The sequence below is a fragment of the Cupriavidus sp. UME77 genome, assembly GCF_014170355.1.
GTDB classification, from domain to species: domain Bacteria; phylum Pseudomonadota; class Gammaproteobacteria; order Burkholderiales; family Burkholderiaceae; genus Cupriavidus; species Cupriavidus basilensis.
The window spans coordinates 27,001-42,644 of record NZ_LZZU01000045.1 but is presented as its reverse complement, the minus strand read 5'-3'; the positions used below and the strand labels follow the sequence as shown (position 1 = coordinate 42,644).

Below are 15,644 nucleotides of genomic sequence, written 5' to 3'. Positions count from 1 at the left end.
TCCTATACCGACTTGGCCAGGCGATAGAGCATGGCCGCCCCCATCACTTCCAGTATCACGGCAACCAGCAATAGCGTCTTGCCGGCCGGATCGCGCCACATCATCATGATGTAGGCAGCATTCATCACGAATATCATCCCGGCCACCACCATCGGCAGCAAGCCAAGCACCCAGGCCGACAATCGCGTCTCGGACGACAGCGCATGCAGTTCCTGTTGCGCTTGCTGGCGGTCTCGCATGAAGGCGGCGGTACGCTCCATGACAATATCCGCGCGGCCGCCGTAGCGCACCGCGAGACGTAGCACGGAAGACAGCAGCATCAGTTCGTCAACCTGGTAGATCCGGGCGACCTGCAAGACCGCCTGATCCAGTTCCTTGCCTGCGCGCTGCAAGTGGATGGCCTGTACCAGGCACTGGCGCAATGGCGCCTCGGTATTGCCGATGGCAGCCTGAAAGGCCGAAGGCACACTGCTGCCGATGCTCATCATCCGGACTACCGCATCGAGAAACGACGGCAACTGCTGGCGAAGTCGCTGCCCGGTACGACGGGATCGGTTCCAGAGCATGAAATAAAGGATCGCCACCCCGATCGACAGCGCGGCCAATGCAGCCAGCCAGCCGCCCATGGCAACGCCCACAAGCCCTAAGCCGATGATGGAACCACCCCACAGCCCATAAGTGCGCCGCGTCGGCGCCAGGTCCGCACGGCGCAGGAAATCCGCCCACTTGCGCCGCAGGTCGTGCTGCTTCCTGCCGGCTTGCGGCTCTGGCGTAGCCGCATAGCGTGCCTTGACCTGCTCGGTCTGCGCCTGCAAGAACGCACGCGCGCTCTCTTCCTGCGCGCGTGCCTTGGCGCTGGACAGCAGCAGCAGGCCCAGTCCAAGCAAAACGAGAGCGGCCGCCGCAACGACCAGCGCCGCGCTAGACATCGAAGCGGTCGTCCAGGCCAAAGTTGGTCGGGCGCATGCGCGCCAGCTTGGGCGAATGCGGCAAGATGCCAAGCGAGAGCCAGCGGTCCACCTCATTGCCGTCAGGGCCGACAAACGGCTCGTGGCGGAACAGCTCCTGGGTCGAGATGATGTTGTCGCCGAGGCCGGTGACCTCCGTGATCGAGAGGATGCGGCGCTTGCCATTGGAGAGCCGGCCGATCTGCACGATAAAGTCGATGGCATTGGCAATCTGCCGGCGCAGGCTGGCCTCGCTGCCCTGGAAGCCGGCAAAGCCGGCCAGCATCTCCAGGCGGTACAGGCACTCGCGCGGGCTGCTCGAGTGGATGGTGCCCATGGAGCCATCGTGCCCCGTGCTCATGGCCTGCAGCATTTCCAGCACCTCGCCACCACGCACCTCGCCCACGATGATGCGGTCGGGCCGCATCCGCAGGCTGTTGCGCAGCAGGTCGCGGATCGACACCACGCCCGTGCCTTCGAAGCCGCCAGGGCGGCTCTCCAGCCGCACCACGTGCGGATGGTTGAGCGCCAGCTCCGCCGTGTCCTCGATGGTGATCACGCGCTCGCCGTCGGGCACATAGGTGGCCAGCGCATTGAGCAGCGACGTCTTGCCCGAGCTGGTGCCGCCGCTGACAAGGATATTGCAGCGGGCCTTTACGGCAGCCTCGAGCAGTTCATTGACCTCGGGGCTCATGGTGCCCAGGCCTTGCAGGTCCGCGGGCGTCAGCGGGTCCTTGCGGAACTTGCGGATCGACACCACCGGGCCGGCCAGTGCCAGCGGGGGAATCACCACGTTGATGCGCCCGCCATCCGGCAAGCGTGCGTCGACCATGGGATTGGACTCATCCAGCCGCCGCCCGATCGGGGCCAGGATGCGGCGCACGATGCGCAGCAGATGCCCGCTATCGGCAAAGCGCACGGGAATGCGCTCCAGCACACCGTGCCGGGATACATAGACGTCCAGGTGCCCGTTGACCAGGATGTCTTCCACCGCCGGGTCGTTGAGCAGGTCCTCGATCGGGCCGAAGCCCGCCAGCTCCTTGGTCAGCGCCTCGGCGATCTGATGCAGCTCGGCCTCGTTGATGGGGATGCGGCGCAGCCGCGTGAAGCTCTCCAGCTCCAGGTCGACAAAGCGGTTGATCGCGGTGCGCGACCAGCGGCCGAACTCCGCGCCCAGCTCCTCAATGCGGGTGAGCAGATGCTCATGGGCCGCTTCCTTGATGTTCTGGAATTCCTGCGAAGCAGGAAAAGGCGCGGCGGAGTTATCGGAGAATTCGATGGCTTGCGACATGTCAGTTCCCAGCCCGCTCAGCGCGTATCACGCGCATGGCGCGTAGCGCTTCGGGCAGTTTTTCTTTTACCCGGCCCAGCAAGCCAGCTTCGCTTGCAGTGCCGGCACGGTATCCCAGCCGATCCACCAACTGGCCAATGGCACGGACATAGGGATCGGCGGGGCTGTCATCGGCCAGCACCACGCCACGGTTGAGCGCCAGCACCAGCGGCTCGCGCCGGTCGGGCAAGGTGCCCACCGATGGCGCCTCCAGGCGCTGCGCGATCTGCTGGGCATCCACGCCCAGGCGCGCCTCGAAACGCGAAACCAGCAAGTGCAGGTCCTCGCGCTCCACCTCGCGCTTCTTCAACTCCTGGAGCAACTCCGCGGCCGAGACGATGGCGCCCACGCTCTGGTCCACCACCAACACCACCATATCGGCGGCCTTGACCAGGTGTGCCATGAAGTCGACATTGCTAAAGCCGCCCAGGTCCACCACCTGCAGGTCAAAAAAGGCGCGCAGGCGATTCAGCAGCCCAAGCGCCTCCATGAACGAGATATCCCGCATCTCCGCCAGCGTGGCCGGCAACGGCAACACGGCCACGCCATTGCCGTGGCGCGCCAGCGCGGTCTGCACAAAGACCTGGTCGAAGCGCCGCAGGTTGCGTACGCCTTCGACAAAGTGAAAGCCCGGGCTGATATTCATGTAAAGCGAGCCGTCGCGCGACGGCAGCCCCAGGTCCATCAACAGCACTTCGCCATGGCTACGCTTGCGCACCGCCGCCGCGAGGTTGGTAGCCAGCGTTGTGGCACCCACGCCCACGCGCGCGCCAAGCACCGCCACGACCTTGCCCCGGCGCGCCGGCTCCGCGTGGCCGCGCACCGCCAGCAGCCTGCGCACGATCTCGATCGCGCCAGCCGGCGGCGCGGTCATGTCGATGAAGTCTTTGGCACCCGCCCGCAGCGCCGCCAGCATGATGTCCGGCTCCCCCGCGTTGCCCACCGCCACCAGCGGCAACCCCGGGTACAGCTTCGTCACGTGCTCAGCCAGCCGGCTTGATGCCAGCGCCTGCTCCCGCGAAAAATGCAGAAAGACCATGCCGGGGTTGACCGTGGCGATCTGCTCCACAAAGGCATCCTGCGGGCCAGCCTCTACGGCCAGCCGGCCCAGGTTGCCGAGCGCGTTGGCCAGCCATTGGCGAGGCTCCGGCTGTACCGTATTGAACAGGAAGAAGTCCATCTGACCCTGCCTTGCGCCGTCGTCCTGCTTGCCCAATGTCATTTGGAAAACCCTGGCAGCGTCGGATCGACATATTCGCCAAGCACGTACCGGCCCCACACATTAGGGTTGCTGCTGGTGCGCCCATCTTCGCTGACCGCGGCCACGGCCGCCGCGCCCTTGGCGAGCGGGCGCACCAGGCGCGGCGTGACCACGATCATCAGCTCGCGGTCTTCCTGGTTGAAGTTCAGGTTGCGAAAGAAAGTGCCGATGATCGGCAAGTCGCCGAGGAAAGGCACCTTGTTGACGTTGCTGACCGTGGTACGGCTCACCAGCCCGCCAATCACAAAGCTCTCGCCATCGCCGAGTTCCACCGTGGTGTCGGCGCGGCGGGTCACGATGGCAGGCACCATGGCACCGTTGATCGATATTCCGCGTGACGGATCGAGATCACTGGCTTCGGGCGCCACCTTCAATGCAATGCGATCCTTGGCCAGCACGGTGGGCGTCACGGTCAGGCCGATGCCGAAGGGCTTGAACTGGATGGTGGTCGTGCCGAGTGCCTGCGGCACCGGGATCGGGATCTCCCCGCCGGCAAGAAAGCTCGCGCTCTGCCCGGACAGCGCCACCAGGCTCGGCTCGGCCAGCACCCGCGCCATGCCATTGCTCTCAAGCAGGCTCAGGTTGGCGAAGATCCCGTGCGACAGTGACGCCGCAACAAGATTGAAGGCGCTGCTCATCGGCGAGCTGATGTCGGCGCTGATCGAACCCGGCGTGGAGTCCGTTCGCGGTGTGAAGGTGAACTTGTTCAGCGACGACGGGGAGAACGTGCCAAAGGCGAAGCCGCCGTTGTTCCGGTAGAAATTGAACCCCACCTCCTTGAGCACGGTCTTGCTGACCTCGACCACCTTCACGTCGACCTGTACCGTGCTGCTGACTGGAATCGTGGAGCGATCGATCACCACACCACCCTTACCTTCGGCCGTAGCGGTGGCCGAGCGCGCTGCCAGTTGCGCGCGCAGCGAAGCCTGCGCATCGCGCGCCTCGCCGCTGATCAAAGCGCCGCCGCCCGATACCGCTACGTCGGGATCGCCGGGCTCGCCTCGCGTCGCATCCACCTGCACCCGGTAGGTTTGCGCGGCGTCGCCACGTGGCCAAACCATCAGCTCGGTAGCGCCCGGCTTCTTGGCCACCACCAGCACGCCGTTGGCACCCGAGCCGCTCTTTAGCAGCAACGCATCCGCCACGGCAGGATTGCCGATCGCCACGCGTTCGAGTGGCTTGTTCAGACGTAGCTCACGCTGGCTACCCACCACCAGCTTCAGATCACGCGCGCCGCCGTTGGCCTGCTGCGCCCACGCCGCGGGGACGCTGCAGCAGACAGCCATGATGGTGGCGGCCCCGGCAAGAATGGATTTCATCAATCGACTATCCAGAAGTAACACTGAAAACACCAATCCAAATGCAATCCGGCGGGCGTGCACGAGGCATGCTTCGACCACGACGGCGTTGCTGGCTTCATTCGATCTCGCGCTTGCCGCCGCGGATCATCTCAACACTGTTTTGCGCGACGCTGCTCGCGCCCGCGCCATGGGCGCGCTGCGCGATGGCTGCGGGTGCCGGGACAGGCGATGGCGCTGCCTTGGCAGGAAGCGCGTCACCCCGTGCCCCGCCTGCGATCCCTGATAGTGCAACGCCTGCCATTGCGCGATCGGATGGCGCCAGCACTGCGGATGGCGCCCCGCCTTTTGCCTGCGCCTTTGCCTGCATGACCGGTGCGGGATCCTCAAACAAGCCTTCGGTGGGAACATCCGGATCATCGGGATTGCGCAGGGCCAGCAACAAGCGCCCGGTTTGCTGTGCGATAGCCAGCTTGCCGACGTTGGCCACCGGTACTGCCAGCACGGCGGTCTTCGCGCCTTCGCGGCGCGCCATCATTTGCTCGGGCGCCGGCTTGACGGCTTCATTGACCGTCCCGGCGCCATAGGCCAGCACGCGCAAGCGCGCGAGCAGCATGCGCGCCTGGCTGCCTGCGATCTCCTGGCCATCGCGGCGGAACACCGCGAACACATCGACAAAGTCGCCCGGCTGCACCTGGTTGCCAACGCCAATCACCTCATCAACCGCAACCGCCACCGCGCGCTCGCCCTCTTTCACCTGAGTGGCAAGGCCCGCCAGCAGCTGGCTTTCCAGTACCGGCACGTTCGCGCCGATGCCAACCAGCGGCACCTGGCCAGCGACGCGGGCCACCTCGGTGTAGGCCCCCGCCGGATTGATGGGCAATTGCTCTACCTTGAGCGCATCGACGGGGACCGGCTTGCCGGCTTCAATCGGCTTCACCGTGACCACCACCGGATAAGACTGCGTGCTTCCCGCCACGGGCTCTGCTGGTTTCGCCGGCGTACGTGCCACGCGCCACGCGAGCAACGCCAGCAACGCGGCAAGGACGAGCAGCGCGATGGCAAGCACGCGGATCTGTTTGCTGGTCATGCTAAATCTCTGGTTTGGATACTCTGGTTCGAATAGATGAAATCTGGCTTAGGCACATGTCGACAAACGGTGTCCGCTCGTGGCGTGGGCAGATTCTCATGTGTCAGGCGCCAGCTGCACCGTCGCGCTGCCAGTCAGCGTTGTGGGAATGGGTACCCCGGGGATGACCGGCAAGATCGCGCTTGAGGGAAGGTTCAGCGTCACCCTGACGCAGACCGAGCCGCTCGGGTTGGCGCAGGAAATAACTTGGGCAATATTGGCGGTGGAAATGACGCTACTGATGGAGGCAGGCAGCACAGCCAAAGCCGTCGTCGAAGCCGCACTCACCCGCAGGGCCTGCGTGGCGGCCGCGTTATTGGCTGATGCCCCGCTGGGATAGCGCAGGGCTGCACGCGCGCCTTCTTCCGCGGCAAGCGTCAGCGTCTGCTGCAAGGCCAGCACGATGCCGAAATAGACAATGCCGATCACGACTGCCAGAAAAACCGGCAGCACGATGGCAAACTCAAGCGCAGCCGTTCCGGACGAGCGTGTCCGCACGGCGTGGTTTCCCCGCAATGGCATACTTCACCCGGTTATCTTTTACTTTTTGCGCCGACCGGTGGCGCGGGGCGACAGGCGGTTGGCTAACAGCCCGTCGCCCGCGCGGCAGCTACCTTCCCAGAATCATCCAGACCAGCAAGCCGATCGCAAGGTACGCGGCGTACGGAATACCGCGCTCCTCCGCGGTACTGCGCGGCGCGCCAGGGACGCTAGTGCCGCCTCCTCGCTGCAGCAAGCTTGCGAAATGGTCTCGCCATACAGCCCAGACCGTGCCGGCTTGCATGCGCACCAGCAAAGCATGCGCAAGCGCCAGCAGGCTGCCGACGACCCATACCGTCACCAGCCCCATGGGGCCAGTAAACAAGCCTGTTACAGCGAAGAACTTGATGTCGCCCGCGCCCATGCGGCCGAGTGCATAAACCGGCAACATGACCAGCAGGCCCACCAGAAAGCCGAGCAACCGCGAACCCAGCCCAGGAACAGGCTCAGAAGCCGGCCCGAACGCAAGCGCCAGGCCGATTGCCACGATCGTGGCAACCAGCACGGCATTTGGTACTTTGCGATAAGCGAAATCGGTCCAGACGATTGCCGCGCAGAAAAGCGCGGCAATTAGGGCTAACACTTAGGTACCAAGAATGCCCGTAACCTTGCCGCTCAAGCGAGTGAACAGAGCACCGATGTCGACGCCCAGTTGGGTGACCGTGCCGATAATAGCCAGAGAAATGAGTCCCGCAATCAACCCGTACTCGATTGCAGTTGCCCCTTGTTCGTCCCGAAGAAAGCGTGCCAAAGCGTTTTTCATGATGTCACTCCGTTTTTGATTTATTCCATCACGCAGCGTCCGCTTACCCCTCCGATGCCGCCTCGCTCTTTTGGCCAGGCTAGTACCGAGCAGTAACGCTGGTGAAGAATTTATAGATCAAAGCCATGTATCAACCATACCCCCCCTTGGAGTTATAGTTGTCTCAGCATAAGGGCTGACGTCCGTTTGAAAACAGTGTCTTTTTAAAGAGCAAACGTTCTAATCGCGCCAAATACCACACCCGTTCGGGTGAGCCATGTGGCGCGGTGTGATGTAAAAGGATGCGCAGCCGCGGGGTAAGGACGACTGCGCACCGTAAAGACTTATTCGGCGTACTCGACGTATTCAGATCAACAATCAACGAGCCAGGCCGCCGAGCAGATTGGTCAGCCCCGGCGTGTTCGGCGTGCTCGATGTCGTCGAAGCCGCGCCCGCTGCGGCGTTGCGCGCGCCGCTCAGCACGCCCGTCACAGGTGCCAGCAAACCGGCCAGGGGCCCCAGCGCGCCGGCGGTGCCCGTGCCCGCGGAAGCGCCGCCCGTCACGCCTGCAAGCAAGCCGGTCACGGGTGCCAGCACGCCTGCTGTGCCTGCGCCCGTGCCCGAGCTGGCACCGCCGGCAATGCCGCCCAGGGGCAGGTTGTTGAGCAGCCCGCCAAGCGGATTGCCGCCGGTGCCGTTGCCATGCACCAGCACGCCGGTCCCCGCGACGGTCTTGCCGGCTTCGGTCACGACACCGCCGAGGCTGGAGACCAATGGGGCCTGGGCATTGGTCAGCAAGCTGCCGCCGCTGGCCACGGAGTTGCCAAGGGTTGCCAGCAGCTTGTCAAGCGGCGCGCCTAGGCCGGTGGCGCCGCCAACCGTTTGCGTAACGGTGGTGACCTGCGTGGTCAGCGGCACGATCACCTTGCTCACGCTACCGGTGACTTGCGCCACGGGGCCGGTCGAGAGCGCCTCGCCGAGCTTGCCGCCAGCCATCGTCACCGCGCCGCCAACCTGATTGACCAGGCCGCCCACGGGTGTGGTCACCGCACCTAGCGGCGCCAGTTGCCCAGTGCCGAGGCTGCTCACGAGGTCGCCCGCGCTCGATACCGTGACGCCGGCTTTCTGCACCACGTTGCCCGTGCTGGACACGGTGATGCCTAGCGGATCGGTGACTGCGCCCATCTTGCCAAGGCCGTCGCGCACACCCACGCCTAGCGTGCCGACCGTGTTACCCGCGTTTGCCACTACGCCGCCGAGCGCGTTGCGCGTGGCGTCAGGCAGCAGCGGCACTTGCGCAGCCTGGATCTGCTTGCCGATATCGCTCACCGCATTGCCCGCTGCCACCACCGTATTGCCCACGCCTTCAGTGACCTTGGCGGTGGGCGTCGTGTCAGGCGCCGCAGCCGGTTTGTTCGGAGGGGGCGTGGTTGGCGCGACGGCGGTGGGGCTGGCGCCGCTGCCGGAGCCGCCTGAGGAGCAACCTGCCAGCAGCAACAGTGCGGCGGCGCAGGCGAGGGTCACGGATGACATCGGGGCGAAATGCGCTTTCATGGGATCTCCTGGTCTTCCTTGCGGAAGGTTCTCCTTTGGAACTGCAATCGAATTGGCTCTTGGACGATGCATGCGAAGCCTTGAGCGCGGATCGCAATACGACTAGGGCGTTTGCTCCGCGCCGCGCTGTGCGCCGCGCTTGTCGGGAGTCAATACCGCAAGCAGCGTGCCACCCGCATGGCACGCTGTCGGCAAGGCAGTCCATCAACCCTGGCGCCGCGGCGCAAACCGTTGTTTGACGCGGGATGGCGAGCATGGGCTAGTCACGCGGCACGTTGCACAACAAGGCGGCCCCGTGCCGCGCGGCGTGTTACGTGCTACGTAACGTGTTCCCCCCTCGATGTTCCCGACGCGCAACTGCGCACGCACTGTCTGCCCACACGTTGCCGACACGCCTGGCATGCGGCCACGGCACAGGGAACAGGGCCGCGTTGTTCCGTATGGGCGCCACGGCGTTACGTAACGCGTAACACCGAAACACCGCACAGCGCGCTCATGTCTGGTCCTTTCCCGGCTATGTCTCATCCTCTTCAAACCCAGGCGTGGCAAGGCTTGGCGCGCTTTTATCCGGCGTCCGCGCGCGCGCCGGCGGCATGCGGGCACGCACTGGCACACCCTTTGCGCAATGCAGTGACAACACGGCATGCGCCACGCGCTCCGTGATTTCACGACGGGAAGAAAAAAGGAAAAGGTCATGCGTACTCAACAGATTCTCATCACGGCATTGCTCGGCTCGCTGTTGGCACTCGGCGGTTGCGCCAGCGGTGGCGGCACAACGTCCATGGATACCGGCAGTGGTGCGGGCACCGGCAATGGCGGCGGTACCAGCGCAGGCACCACCGGCGGCAGCGGTACCGGTACCGGTGGGGGCACCAACGCCGGCACGGGTGGTGGCAGCAACGGCGGCAATAACGGTGGCAACAATGGCGGGAACAACGGTGGCAATAACGGTGGCAATAACGGCGGTAACAATGGCGGCAATAACGGCGGCAACACGGCCGCGCTGACGCCGACCAGCAAGATCGTCAATCAGGCGGGTGGCATCGTGACCTCGGCCGGCAACGTGGTGAGCGACCTCGGCACGCAGATCAAGAACACCAACCTGCCGATTCTCTCGACCCAATCCAAGGATGGCCTGGGCGGCGTGGTCGGCTCGCTCGGCGCCGCGGTCAGCACCCTGGGCAACGGCGTGCAAAACGGCCTGGGCAACATCCCTAACGCCACCAACCCGCTCGGCACCACGGTGGCAAGCACCGGCGGCGTGGTCAGCCAGGTGGGCAATGCCGTGACCAATGCCGGCGCGCTCGTCGGCGGCCTGGGCAGCGGTCCGCTGTCGCCCCTGGCAGCCGTCACCACGCCGGTGGGCTCATTGGTTTCGCAAGTCGGCACCGCGGTCAATGGCGCGGGCGCCCAGCTCGGCACGGCCCTCTCGACCGGCCCCGTGGAGCAGCTCACCGGCGGCGTCAGCAAGCTCATCGTGCCGCTCACCTCGCAACTCACCAGCACCACGCAGACGCTCGGCGCTGCCACCGGCCTGGGTGCTCCGGTCAACAACCTGCTGGCGACGCTTGGCGGCGGCCTGGCCACGGCGGGCAACACGATCAAGCAGACCAACACGCCGGTGGTATCGGGCGTGGGCGGCATCGTCGCCGGTGCGGGCAGCACGGTGGCCGCGCTTGGCGGCGTGGTCTACAACCCCGGCGGCACGGGTACCGGCAACCCGCTGGCGCCGGTCACGGGCCTGCTGGGCGGCCTCACGGGTGGACTGACTGGTGGCAGCGCAAGCGGCCCGCTGGCGCCCGTCACCAGTCTGGTGAGCGGCCTGACCGGTGGGCTCACAGGCGGCCTGGGCGGTGGTAGCGCAAGCAGCCCGCTCGCACCTGTCACCAATCTGGTCAGCGGCTTGACCGGTGGGCTCACCGGCGGCCTGGGCGGCGGTAGCGCAAGCAGCCCGCTCGCGCCTGTCACCAACCTGGTCAGCGGCCTGACCGGCGGGCTCACCGGCGGCCTGGGCGGCGGTAGCGCAAGCAGCCCGCTCGCACCTGTCACCAACCTGGTCAGCGGCGTGGTGAGCACGGTCGCCGGCGCAGCCGGCGGCGCCTCGGGTAGCGGCGCAGGCAATGCGCTTGCACCGGTTACCGGCATCGTCGCGGGCGTCACCGGCGGCAATGGCGCAAGCAGCGGCAGCGGCTCGGGCAACAACGCCCTGGCGCCGGTTACCGGCCTCGTGAGTGGCCTGCTGGGCGGCCTCGGCGGCAAGCGCTAAGTGTCAATCAGGCAATACATGCTTCGCGCTTCATGCGCCTGCATGTAAGAATTAAAAAAAGGGGCGCGTTCAACGCGCCCCTTTTAAAAGAGAACGCGATCGGCCACGCAGCAGCGCCAAGGGTAGCGGCACCCCTGGCGTCATTGGCACAGCGCGTTAAAGCCGCATGCTGATTTTTACGGATCCTGGGGTATTACCATGACGCACACACAACTGCGTGTTGCCACGTTGCTGCTCGGCATCGGCGCCTGCAACAGTGTCCTTGCGGAGCCACGCAGCCCGATCCTGGGCGATCCCACGCAAACCTTGCCTAGCATCGCGCCCGCGCGCCCGCCCGAGAGCAATGTCACCGTGCAGGTCGAACGCCCGGACTCCGCGCTGCAAAACCTGCTCACCAGCAAGCTCACGCCGCAGCGATTCCAGATCGAAGGCGTGAAGGCGATCCCATTCGCGGAGATCGCAGCCAAGTTCGCACCGCTGGCCGGCAAGGAAATCACGGTGGGCCAGCTGCTGGCGGTGGCAAATGAAGTCACCCAGATGTACCAGCAACGCGGCTTTCCGCTGTCCTTCGCCTTTGTCCCGACGCAGAGCTTCGAAAATGGCAATGTGCTGGTCACCGTGGTGGAGGGCCATGTTTCCACCATCACGATCCGCGGCGAAGCGGGCCCGGCCGAAGGCCGCCTGCGCGCCATTGCAGAGCAATTGATGCAAGACCAGCCGTTGCGCCGCGAGACCTTCGAGCATTACGTCAACGTGCTGGCGCTGCAGCCCGGCATGCAGGTGGCCGCTACCGTGCAGCCGCCACAGACCACGGACGGCGCCTGCGAGATGGTGCTCGAGGTCAAGCGCAAGCCTTTTACGTTTGGCATGGGCCTGGATTACAAGGATCCGAGCGTGCGAGGCATCTTCACCGCCACCACCAACAGCCTGACGCCGCTGGGCGAACAGATATCGGTCTCCGCGCTGGCGCCCCGGGGCCCGGACCACGAGGAATACTACGTCGCCAGCTACGGCCAGCCGATCGGCACCGAGGGCATGATGGCCCGCCTGAGCGCCTCGCATTACCGTGGCGTGCCGCAGAACGGCACGCTGGCGCAGATCGGCTTTGATACGCGCTATGTGAACGACACCAAGCGCCTCGGCGGCACGCTCAGCTATCCGGTGATCCTCAACAACGCGCATTCGCTAACAGCTACCGGCGGCCTCTACGCCAACGACCAGTTCGAGCGCTATACGCAGTCGGGCACGGGCAGCCAGATCGCGCTGACCACGCATGTGCGCGTGCTGAGCGCGGAACTCGCCTACGTGCAGCGGCAGGAGGGCCAGACCCGCAGCGCCACGCTAGGCGTCTACAAAGGCATGAACGCGCTCGGCGCGAGCCGTGAGAACAACGTCAACGACCTGGACTTCGTGCGCAGCCGGCTGGTGGTGTCGCAGGCCACCGACTTGCCCTGGGGCTTCGGCGTGGCGGTATCCGCCGCGGGCCAATACAGCGGGCAGCGCCTGGCGTCGAGCGAGCAGATCAGCTTTGGCGGCCGCTTCTTCGGGCTCGGCTATCCGGCCGGCGAGGTGGCGGGCGACAAGGGCTGGGGCGCGTCGGCTGAGATCAACCGCCTCTTTACACCTGGCCTGACCTACCTGAAGACCGTGCAGCCTTACGTGCTGACAGACATGGCGCGCGTGTACTCGAACAGTTTGTCGCTGGTGCACCGCACGCTGCAGTCGGTGGCCATCGGCCTGCGCTTCTCGGACCGGCGCTACTACACGCTGGATGTCTCGGTGGCGCAGCCGGTTGGCGACAAGCCGATCAATGCCGCGCGCCGGTCACCGCGCCTGAACGCAACTTACTCTTATCAGTTTGAATAGGTGACGGCGCAGGTGACGGCGCAGGTGACGGCGCAAGTGGCGAGTCGGTAGCGCTTGGACAGCAAAGACGAGGCGTCTTTGGGAATTTTCCACTTAGCTTTGCAGATTTTTCCGAATTTCTGCGGCATGGATGCAAATGATACTTGTTTGCATTCATTGTCAACCGCAGCAGTCGGAGAATCATGCAAAGCGCCCTCGTCATCAGGACCAAGAAGAAGCTCAGCGCCATCCCGCACCTGACAGGCGCCGTTGGCGTGGCCATCGCGGCCACGCCAGCGGCTGCCCAAACCGCGGGAAGCACCAGGGTAGCGGCGGCGGAACTGCCCGCAGTCATCGTCAGCGGCTCGGCCCCGAATCCGTTCAAGACCGACAACACCTCCTCGGTCAAGACGCCTGGCGCCTTGCTGGATACGCCGAGGTCCATCACGGTGATCCCGCAGGAACTGATCCAGAGCACCGCCTCCACCAGCCTCACCGAGGCGCTGCGCACCGTGCCCGGCATTGCATTTGGCGCGGGCGAAGGCGGCAACCCGGTTGGCGACCGTCCGTTTATCCGTGGCTACGATGCGCAGGCCAGCACCTTCCTGGATGGCATGCGCGACATCGGCGCGCAATCACGCGAGATGTTCAACGTCGAGTCGGTGGAGGTCACCAAAGGGCCGGCCGGCGCCTACGACGGACGCGGCTCGGCGGGCGGCAGCATCAACATCGTCAGCAAGTCGCCCAAACTGGGCAGCTTCGCCGAAGGCAATCTCGGCGTGGGCAATGCCAGCTACAAGCGCGGCACCGCCGACGCCAACTGGCAGTTCAGCGGCCACGCCGCGGCGCGCGTCAACGCCATGTTCCAGGATGCAGGCGTGCCCGGCCGCGACAGCACGCATCAAGAGCGCTGGGGCTTTGCCCCGTCCGTCGCCCTTGGCCTTGGTGGCCCGACCCGGCTGACGCTGTCCTATTACCACATGGAGACCAATGGGCTGCCCGACACCGGCATGCCCTACAACAACCCGAACTTCGTCCCGCGCACCGATGGCCGGACGCGTACACGGCTGCCCGGCGACGGCTCGCCGCTCAAGCTGCCGCGCAACACCTACTACGGCCTGGTCGACCGCGATTTCCGCAAAGACAGCGCCGATGTCGCCACCATCCGCTTCGAGCACGATTTCAGTCCGGCGCTCAAGTTCCGTAACCAGACGCGCATCGGGCGCACCAAGCAGGACTACCTGTGGACGCGTCCGGACGGCAGCTTCAATGGCAACATCTACTACGACATGGTCTGGCGCCGGACCAACCAGCGCCATGGCATTTCCACTACGCAGGCCAACCAGACCGACTTGTCGGGCGAATTCCTCACCGGGGCCATCAAGCACAAGTACGCGTTCGGCGTGGAATTCTCTCGCGAGAAAAGCGAGAACGACGGCTACACGGTCGCCACCGGCAACAACCGCTGCCCAAGCGGCCCGGGCGCGACCAGCGGCTACAACTGCACCACGCTGTACAACCCCAACCCGCATGACCCGTGGAACGGCCGCGTCGCCCGCAACTACAACGCGACCAATCACACGGCCACGACCGCATCGGTCTATGCCTTCGACTCGATCGAGCTTGGCAAGCGGTGGATGTTGAATGCGGGATTGCGCTTCGACCGCTACCACGGCGAAGTGCAGACCGCCCGCGCCAACGGTGGCGCCGGCCCGCGCAGCACGCACACGCGTGACGACAATCTCTTGAACTATCAGGTCGGCGTGGTCTACAAGCCGGTGGAAAACGCCAGTGTCTACTTGTCCTACGGCACCTCGTCCACGCCAGCCGGCGCCGTGGTCGGCCAGGGCAGCGAGCCGAGCGGGATCGCGCCGACCAGCGCGGGCTCCGCGTTGTCCCCGGAAAAGAACCGCAGCATCGAGCTCGGCACCAAGTGGGACGTGCTGCGCAAGCGCCTGGCCCTGACGGCCGCCATCTTCCGCGTGGAAACCACCAATGCGCGCATCATCCTGGAAGACGGCCTCGCGGCCATGGCAGGCAACAAGCGTGTGGACGGCATCGAGCTCGGCTTCTCCGGCAACGTGACGGACCAGTGGGCTGTCTTCGGCGGCTACACCCACCTGAAGAGCGAACTGCGCAACAACGGCGGATCCGGCGCGGCCTTCGGTGCGTCCAACGGCCACGCATTCCCCAACACGCCGTCGGATAGCTTCAGCCTGTGGAGCACCTACCAGTTCCTCCCCAACCTCACGGTGGGTGGCGGCGCTTACTACGTCTCCAAGGTGTGGGGCAGCGAGGCCCGCAACAACTGGGTGCCGTCCTACTGGCGCTTCGACGCCATGGCGGCCTACCAGTTGAACAAGAACGTGACGCTGCAGCTCAACGTGATGAACCTCGCCGACAAGGTCTATTACAACCAGGCCTACCCGGCGCACTACGCATCGATTGCGCCCGGGCGCGCCGCCGTTTTCAACGTCAACCTGCGCTACTGAGCCGAGGTTGGTCACCGCCGTGGCACGCGGGAGCCGCACATGCCACGGCATGTATTCCCATGCCGCCAATCCCAAAATGTAACGTTTTCGCTACAGCCGCTATGGATGTATGTCTTGACTGACATATGAAACACAAATGATAATTCCTCTCATTCGCAACATCATTCAAGCAATCGGGGAAATTCGTGCAGACCGCTTTTGTCGTCCGGAAGAACAAGAAACATAACGTCATCCCGCGCC

Annotated in this window: 12 protein-coding genes; 3 read left to right on the top strand and 9 right to left on the bottom strand. The window is 65.1% G+C overall.

The window, feature by feature from the left end; all coding sequences use genetic code 11:
- Nucleotides 1-2: 2 nt before the first annotated feature.
- The 9 genes from A9975_RS17320 to A9975_RS17280 all read right to left on the bottom strand — a co-directional run bounded on the left by A9975_RS17320 (nt 3) and on the right by A9975_RS17280 (nt 8,801).
- Nucleotides 3-929, bottom strand: coding sequence for a type II secretion system F family protein (locus tag A9975_RS17320; RefSeq protein ID WP_183033913.1), 927 nt, complete (start codon nt 927-929; stop codon nt 3-5).
- Nucleotides 922-2,238, bottom strand: coding sequence for a CpaF family protein (locus A9975_RS17315; protein WP_150991529.1), 1,317 nt, complete (start codon nt 2,236-2,238; stop codon nt 922-924). The genes A9975_RS17320 and A9975_RS17315 overlap by 8 nt, the downstream gene beginning before the upstream one ends.
- Nucleotide 2,239: 1 nt before the next feature.
- Entirely contained in the window at nt 2,240-3,457 is a 1,218-nt protein-coding gene (locus tag A9975_RS17310; RefSeq protein WP_183033998.1) for a pilus assembly protein, read from the bottom strand.
- Between the two features lie 38 nt (nt 3,458-3,495).
- The gene (locus tag A9975_RS17305; RefSeq protein ID WP_220810803.1) at nt 3,496-4,857 is read right to left on the bottom strand and encodes a type II and III secretion system protein family protein; all 1,362 of its coding nucleotides are present in this window, start codon (nt 4,855-4,857) and stop codon (nt 3,496-3,498) included.
- A gap of 97 nt (nt 4,858-4,954) precedes the next feature.
- Nucleotides 4,955-5,926, bottom strand: a complete 972-nt coding sequence (gene cpaB / locus A9975_RS17300; RefSeq protein ID WP_183033912.1) for a Flp pilus assembly protein CpaB — start codon at nt 5,924-5,926, stop codon at nt 4,955-4,957.
- Nucleotides 5,927-6,022: 96 nt separating this feature from the next.
- Complete coding sequence (locus A9975_RS17295; protein ID WP_183033911.1) at nt 6,023-6,487, bottom strand: TadE/TadG family type IV pilus assembly protein; 465 nt, start codon at nt 6,485-6,487, stop codon at nt 6,023-6,025.
- An 88-nt stretch (nt 6,488-6,575) separates the two neighbouring features.
- Nucleotides 6,576-7,088 carry a prepilin peptidase gene (locus A9975_RS17290; protein WP_183033910.1) on the bottom strand — a complete coding sequence of 171 codons (513 nt, stop codon included), beginning with the start codon at nt 7,086-7,088 and terminating at the stop codon, nt 6,576-6,578.
- Nucleotides 7,089-7,268 carry a Flp family type IVb pilin gene (locus tag A9975_RS17285; RefSeq protein ID WP_183033909.1) on the bottom strand — a complete coding sequence of 60 codons (180 nt, stop codon included), beginning with the start codon at nt 7,266-7,268 and terminating at the stop codon, nt 7,089-7,091.
- Nucleotides 7,269-7,625: 357 nt separating this feature from the next.
- The gene (locus A9975_RS17280; RefSeq protein ID WP_183033908.1) at nt 7,626-8,801 is read right to left on the bottom strand and encodes a collagen-like triple helix repeat-containing protein; all 1,176 of its coding nucleotides are present in this window, start codon (nt 8,799-8,801) and stop codon (nt 7,626-7,628) included.
- A 694-nt stretch (nt 8,802-9,495) separates the two neighbouring features.
- On the opposite strand from A9975_RS17280, the gene A9975_RS17275 reads away from it, so the two are divergent.
- From A9975_RS17275 to A9975_RS17265, 3 genes are all read left to right on the top strand, one after another.
- A complete protein-coding gene (locus A9975_RS17275) occupies nt 9,496-11,067 on the top strand; it encodes a collagen-like triple helix repeat-containing protein (protein WP_183033907.1) in 1,572 nt (523 codons plus the stop codon).
- Nucleotides 11,068-11,265: 198 nt separating this feature from the next.
- Nucleotides 11,266-12,933 (top strand): ShlB/FhaC/HecB family hemolysin secretion/activation protein, encoded by a 1,668-nt coding sequence (locus A9975_RS17270; protein ID WP_183033906.1) that lies wholly within the window; start codon nt 11,266-11,268, stop codon nt 12,931-12,933.
- 182 nt (nt 12,934-13,115) lie between these two features.
- Nucleotides 13,116-15,404, top strand: coding sequence for a TonB-dependent siderophore receptor (locus tag A9975_RS17265; protein WP_183033905.1), 2,289 nt, complete (start codon nt 13,116-13,118; stop codon nt 15,402-15,404).
- Nucleotides 15,405-15,644 lie beyond the last annotated feature (240 nt).

Coding starts and splice junctions, on each gene's coding strand:
- A9975_RS17275 (WP_183033907.1), top strand. CDS start 9,496: ATGCGTACTCAACAGATTCTCATCACGGCATTGCTCGGCTCGCTGTTG.
- A9975_RS17305 (WP_220810803.1), bottom strand. CDS start 4,857: ATGAAATCCATTCTTGCCGGGGCCGCCACCATCATGGCTGTCTGCTGC.
- A9975_RS17285 (WP_183033909.1), bottom strand. CDS start 7,268: ATGAAAAACGCTTTGGCACGCTTTCTTCGGGACGAACAAGGGGCAACT.
- cpaB (WP_183033912.1), bottom strand. CDS start 5,926: ATGACCAGCAAACAGATCCGCGTGCTTGCCATCGCGCTGCTCGTCCTT.
- A9975_RS17310 (WP_183033998.1), bottom strand. CDS start 3,457: ATGGACTTCTTCCTGTTCAATACGGTACAGCCGGAGCCTCGCCAATGG.
- A9975_RS17265 (WP_183033905.1), top strand. CDS start 13,116: ATGCAAAGCGCCCTCGTCATCAGGACCAAGAAGAAGCTCAGCGCCATC.
- A9975_RS17295 (WP_183033911.1), bottom strand. CDS start 6,487: ATGCCATTGCGGGGAAACCACGCCGTGCGGACACGCTCGTCCGGAACG.
- A9975_RS17320 (WP_183033913.1), bottom strand. CDS start 929: ATGTCTAGCGCGGCGCTGGTCGTTGCGGCGGCCGCTCTCGTTTTGCTT.
- A9975_RS17280 (WP_183033908.1), bottom strand. CDS start 8,801: ATGAAAGCGCATTTCGCCCCGATGTCATCCGTGACCCTCGCCTGCGCC.
- A9975_RS17315 (WP_150991529.1), bottom strand. CDS start 2,238: ATGTCGCAAGCCATCGAATTCTCCGATAACTCCGCCGCGCCTTTTCCT.
- A9975_RS17270 (WP_183033906.1), top strand. CDS start 11,266: ATGACGCACACACAACTGCGTGTTGCCACGTTGCTGCTCGGCATCGGC.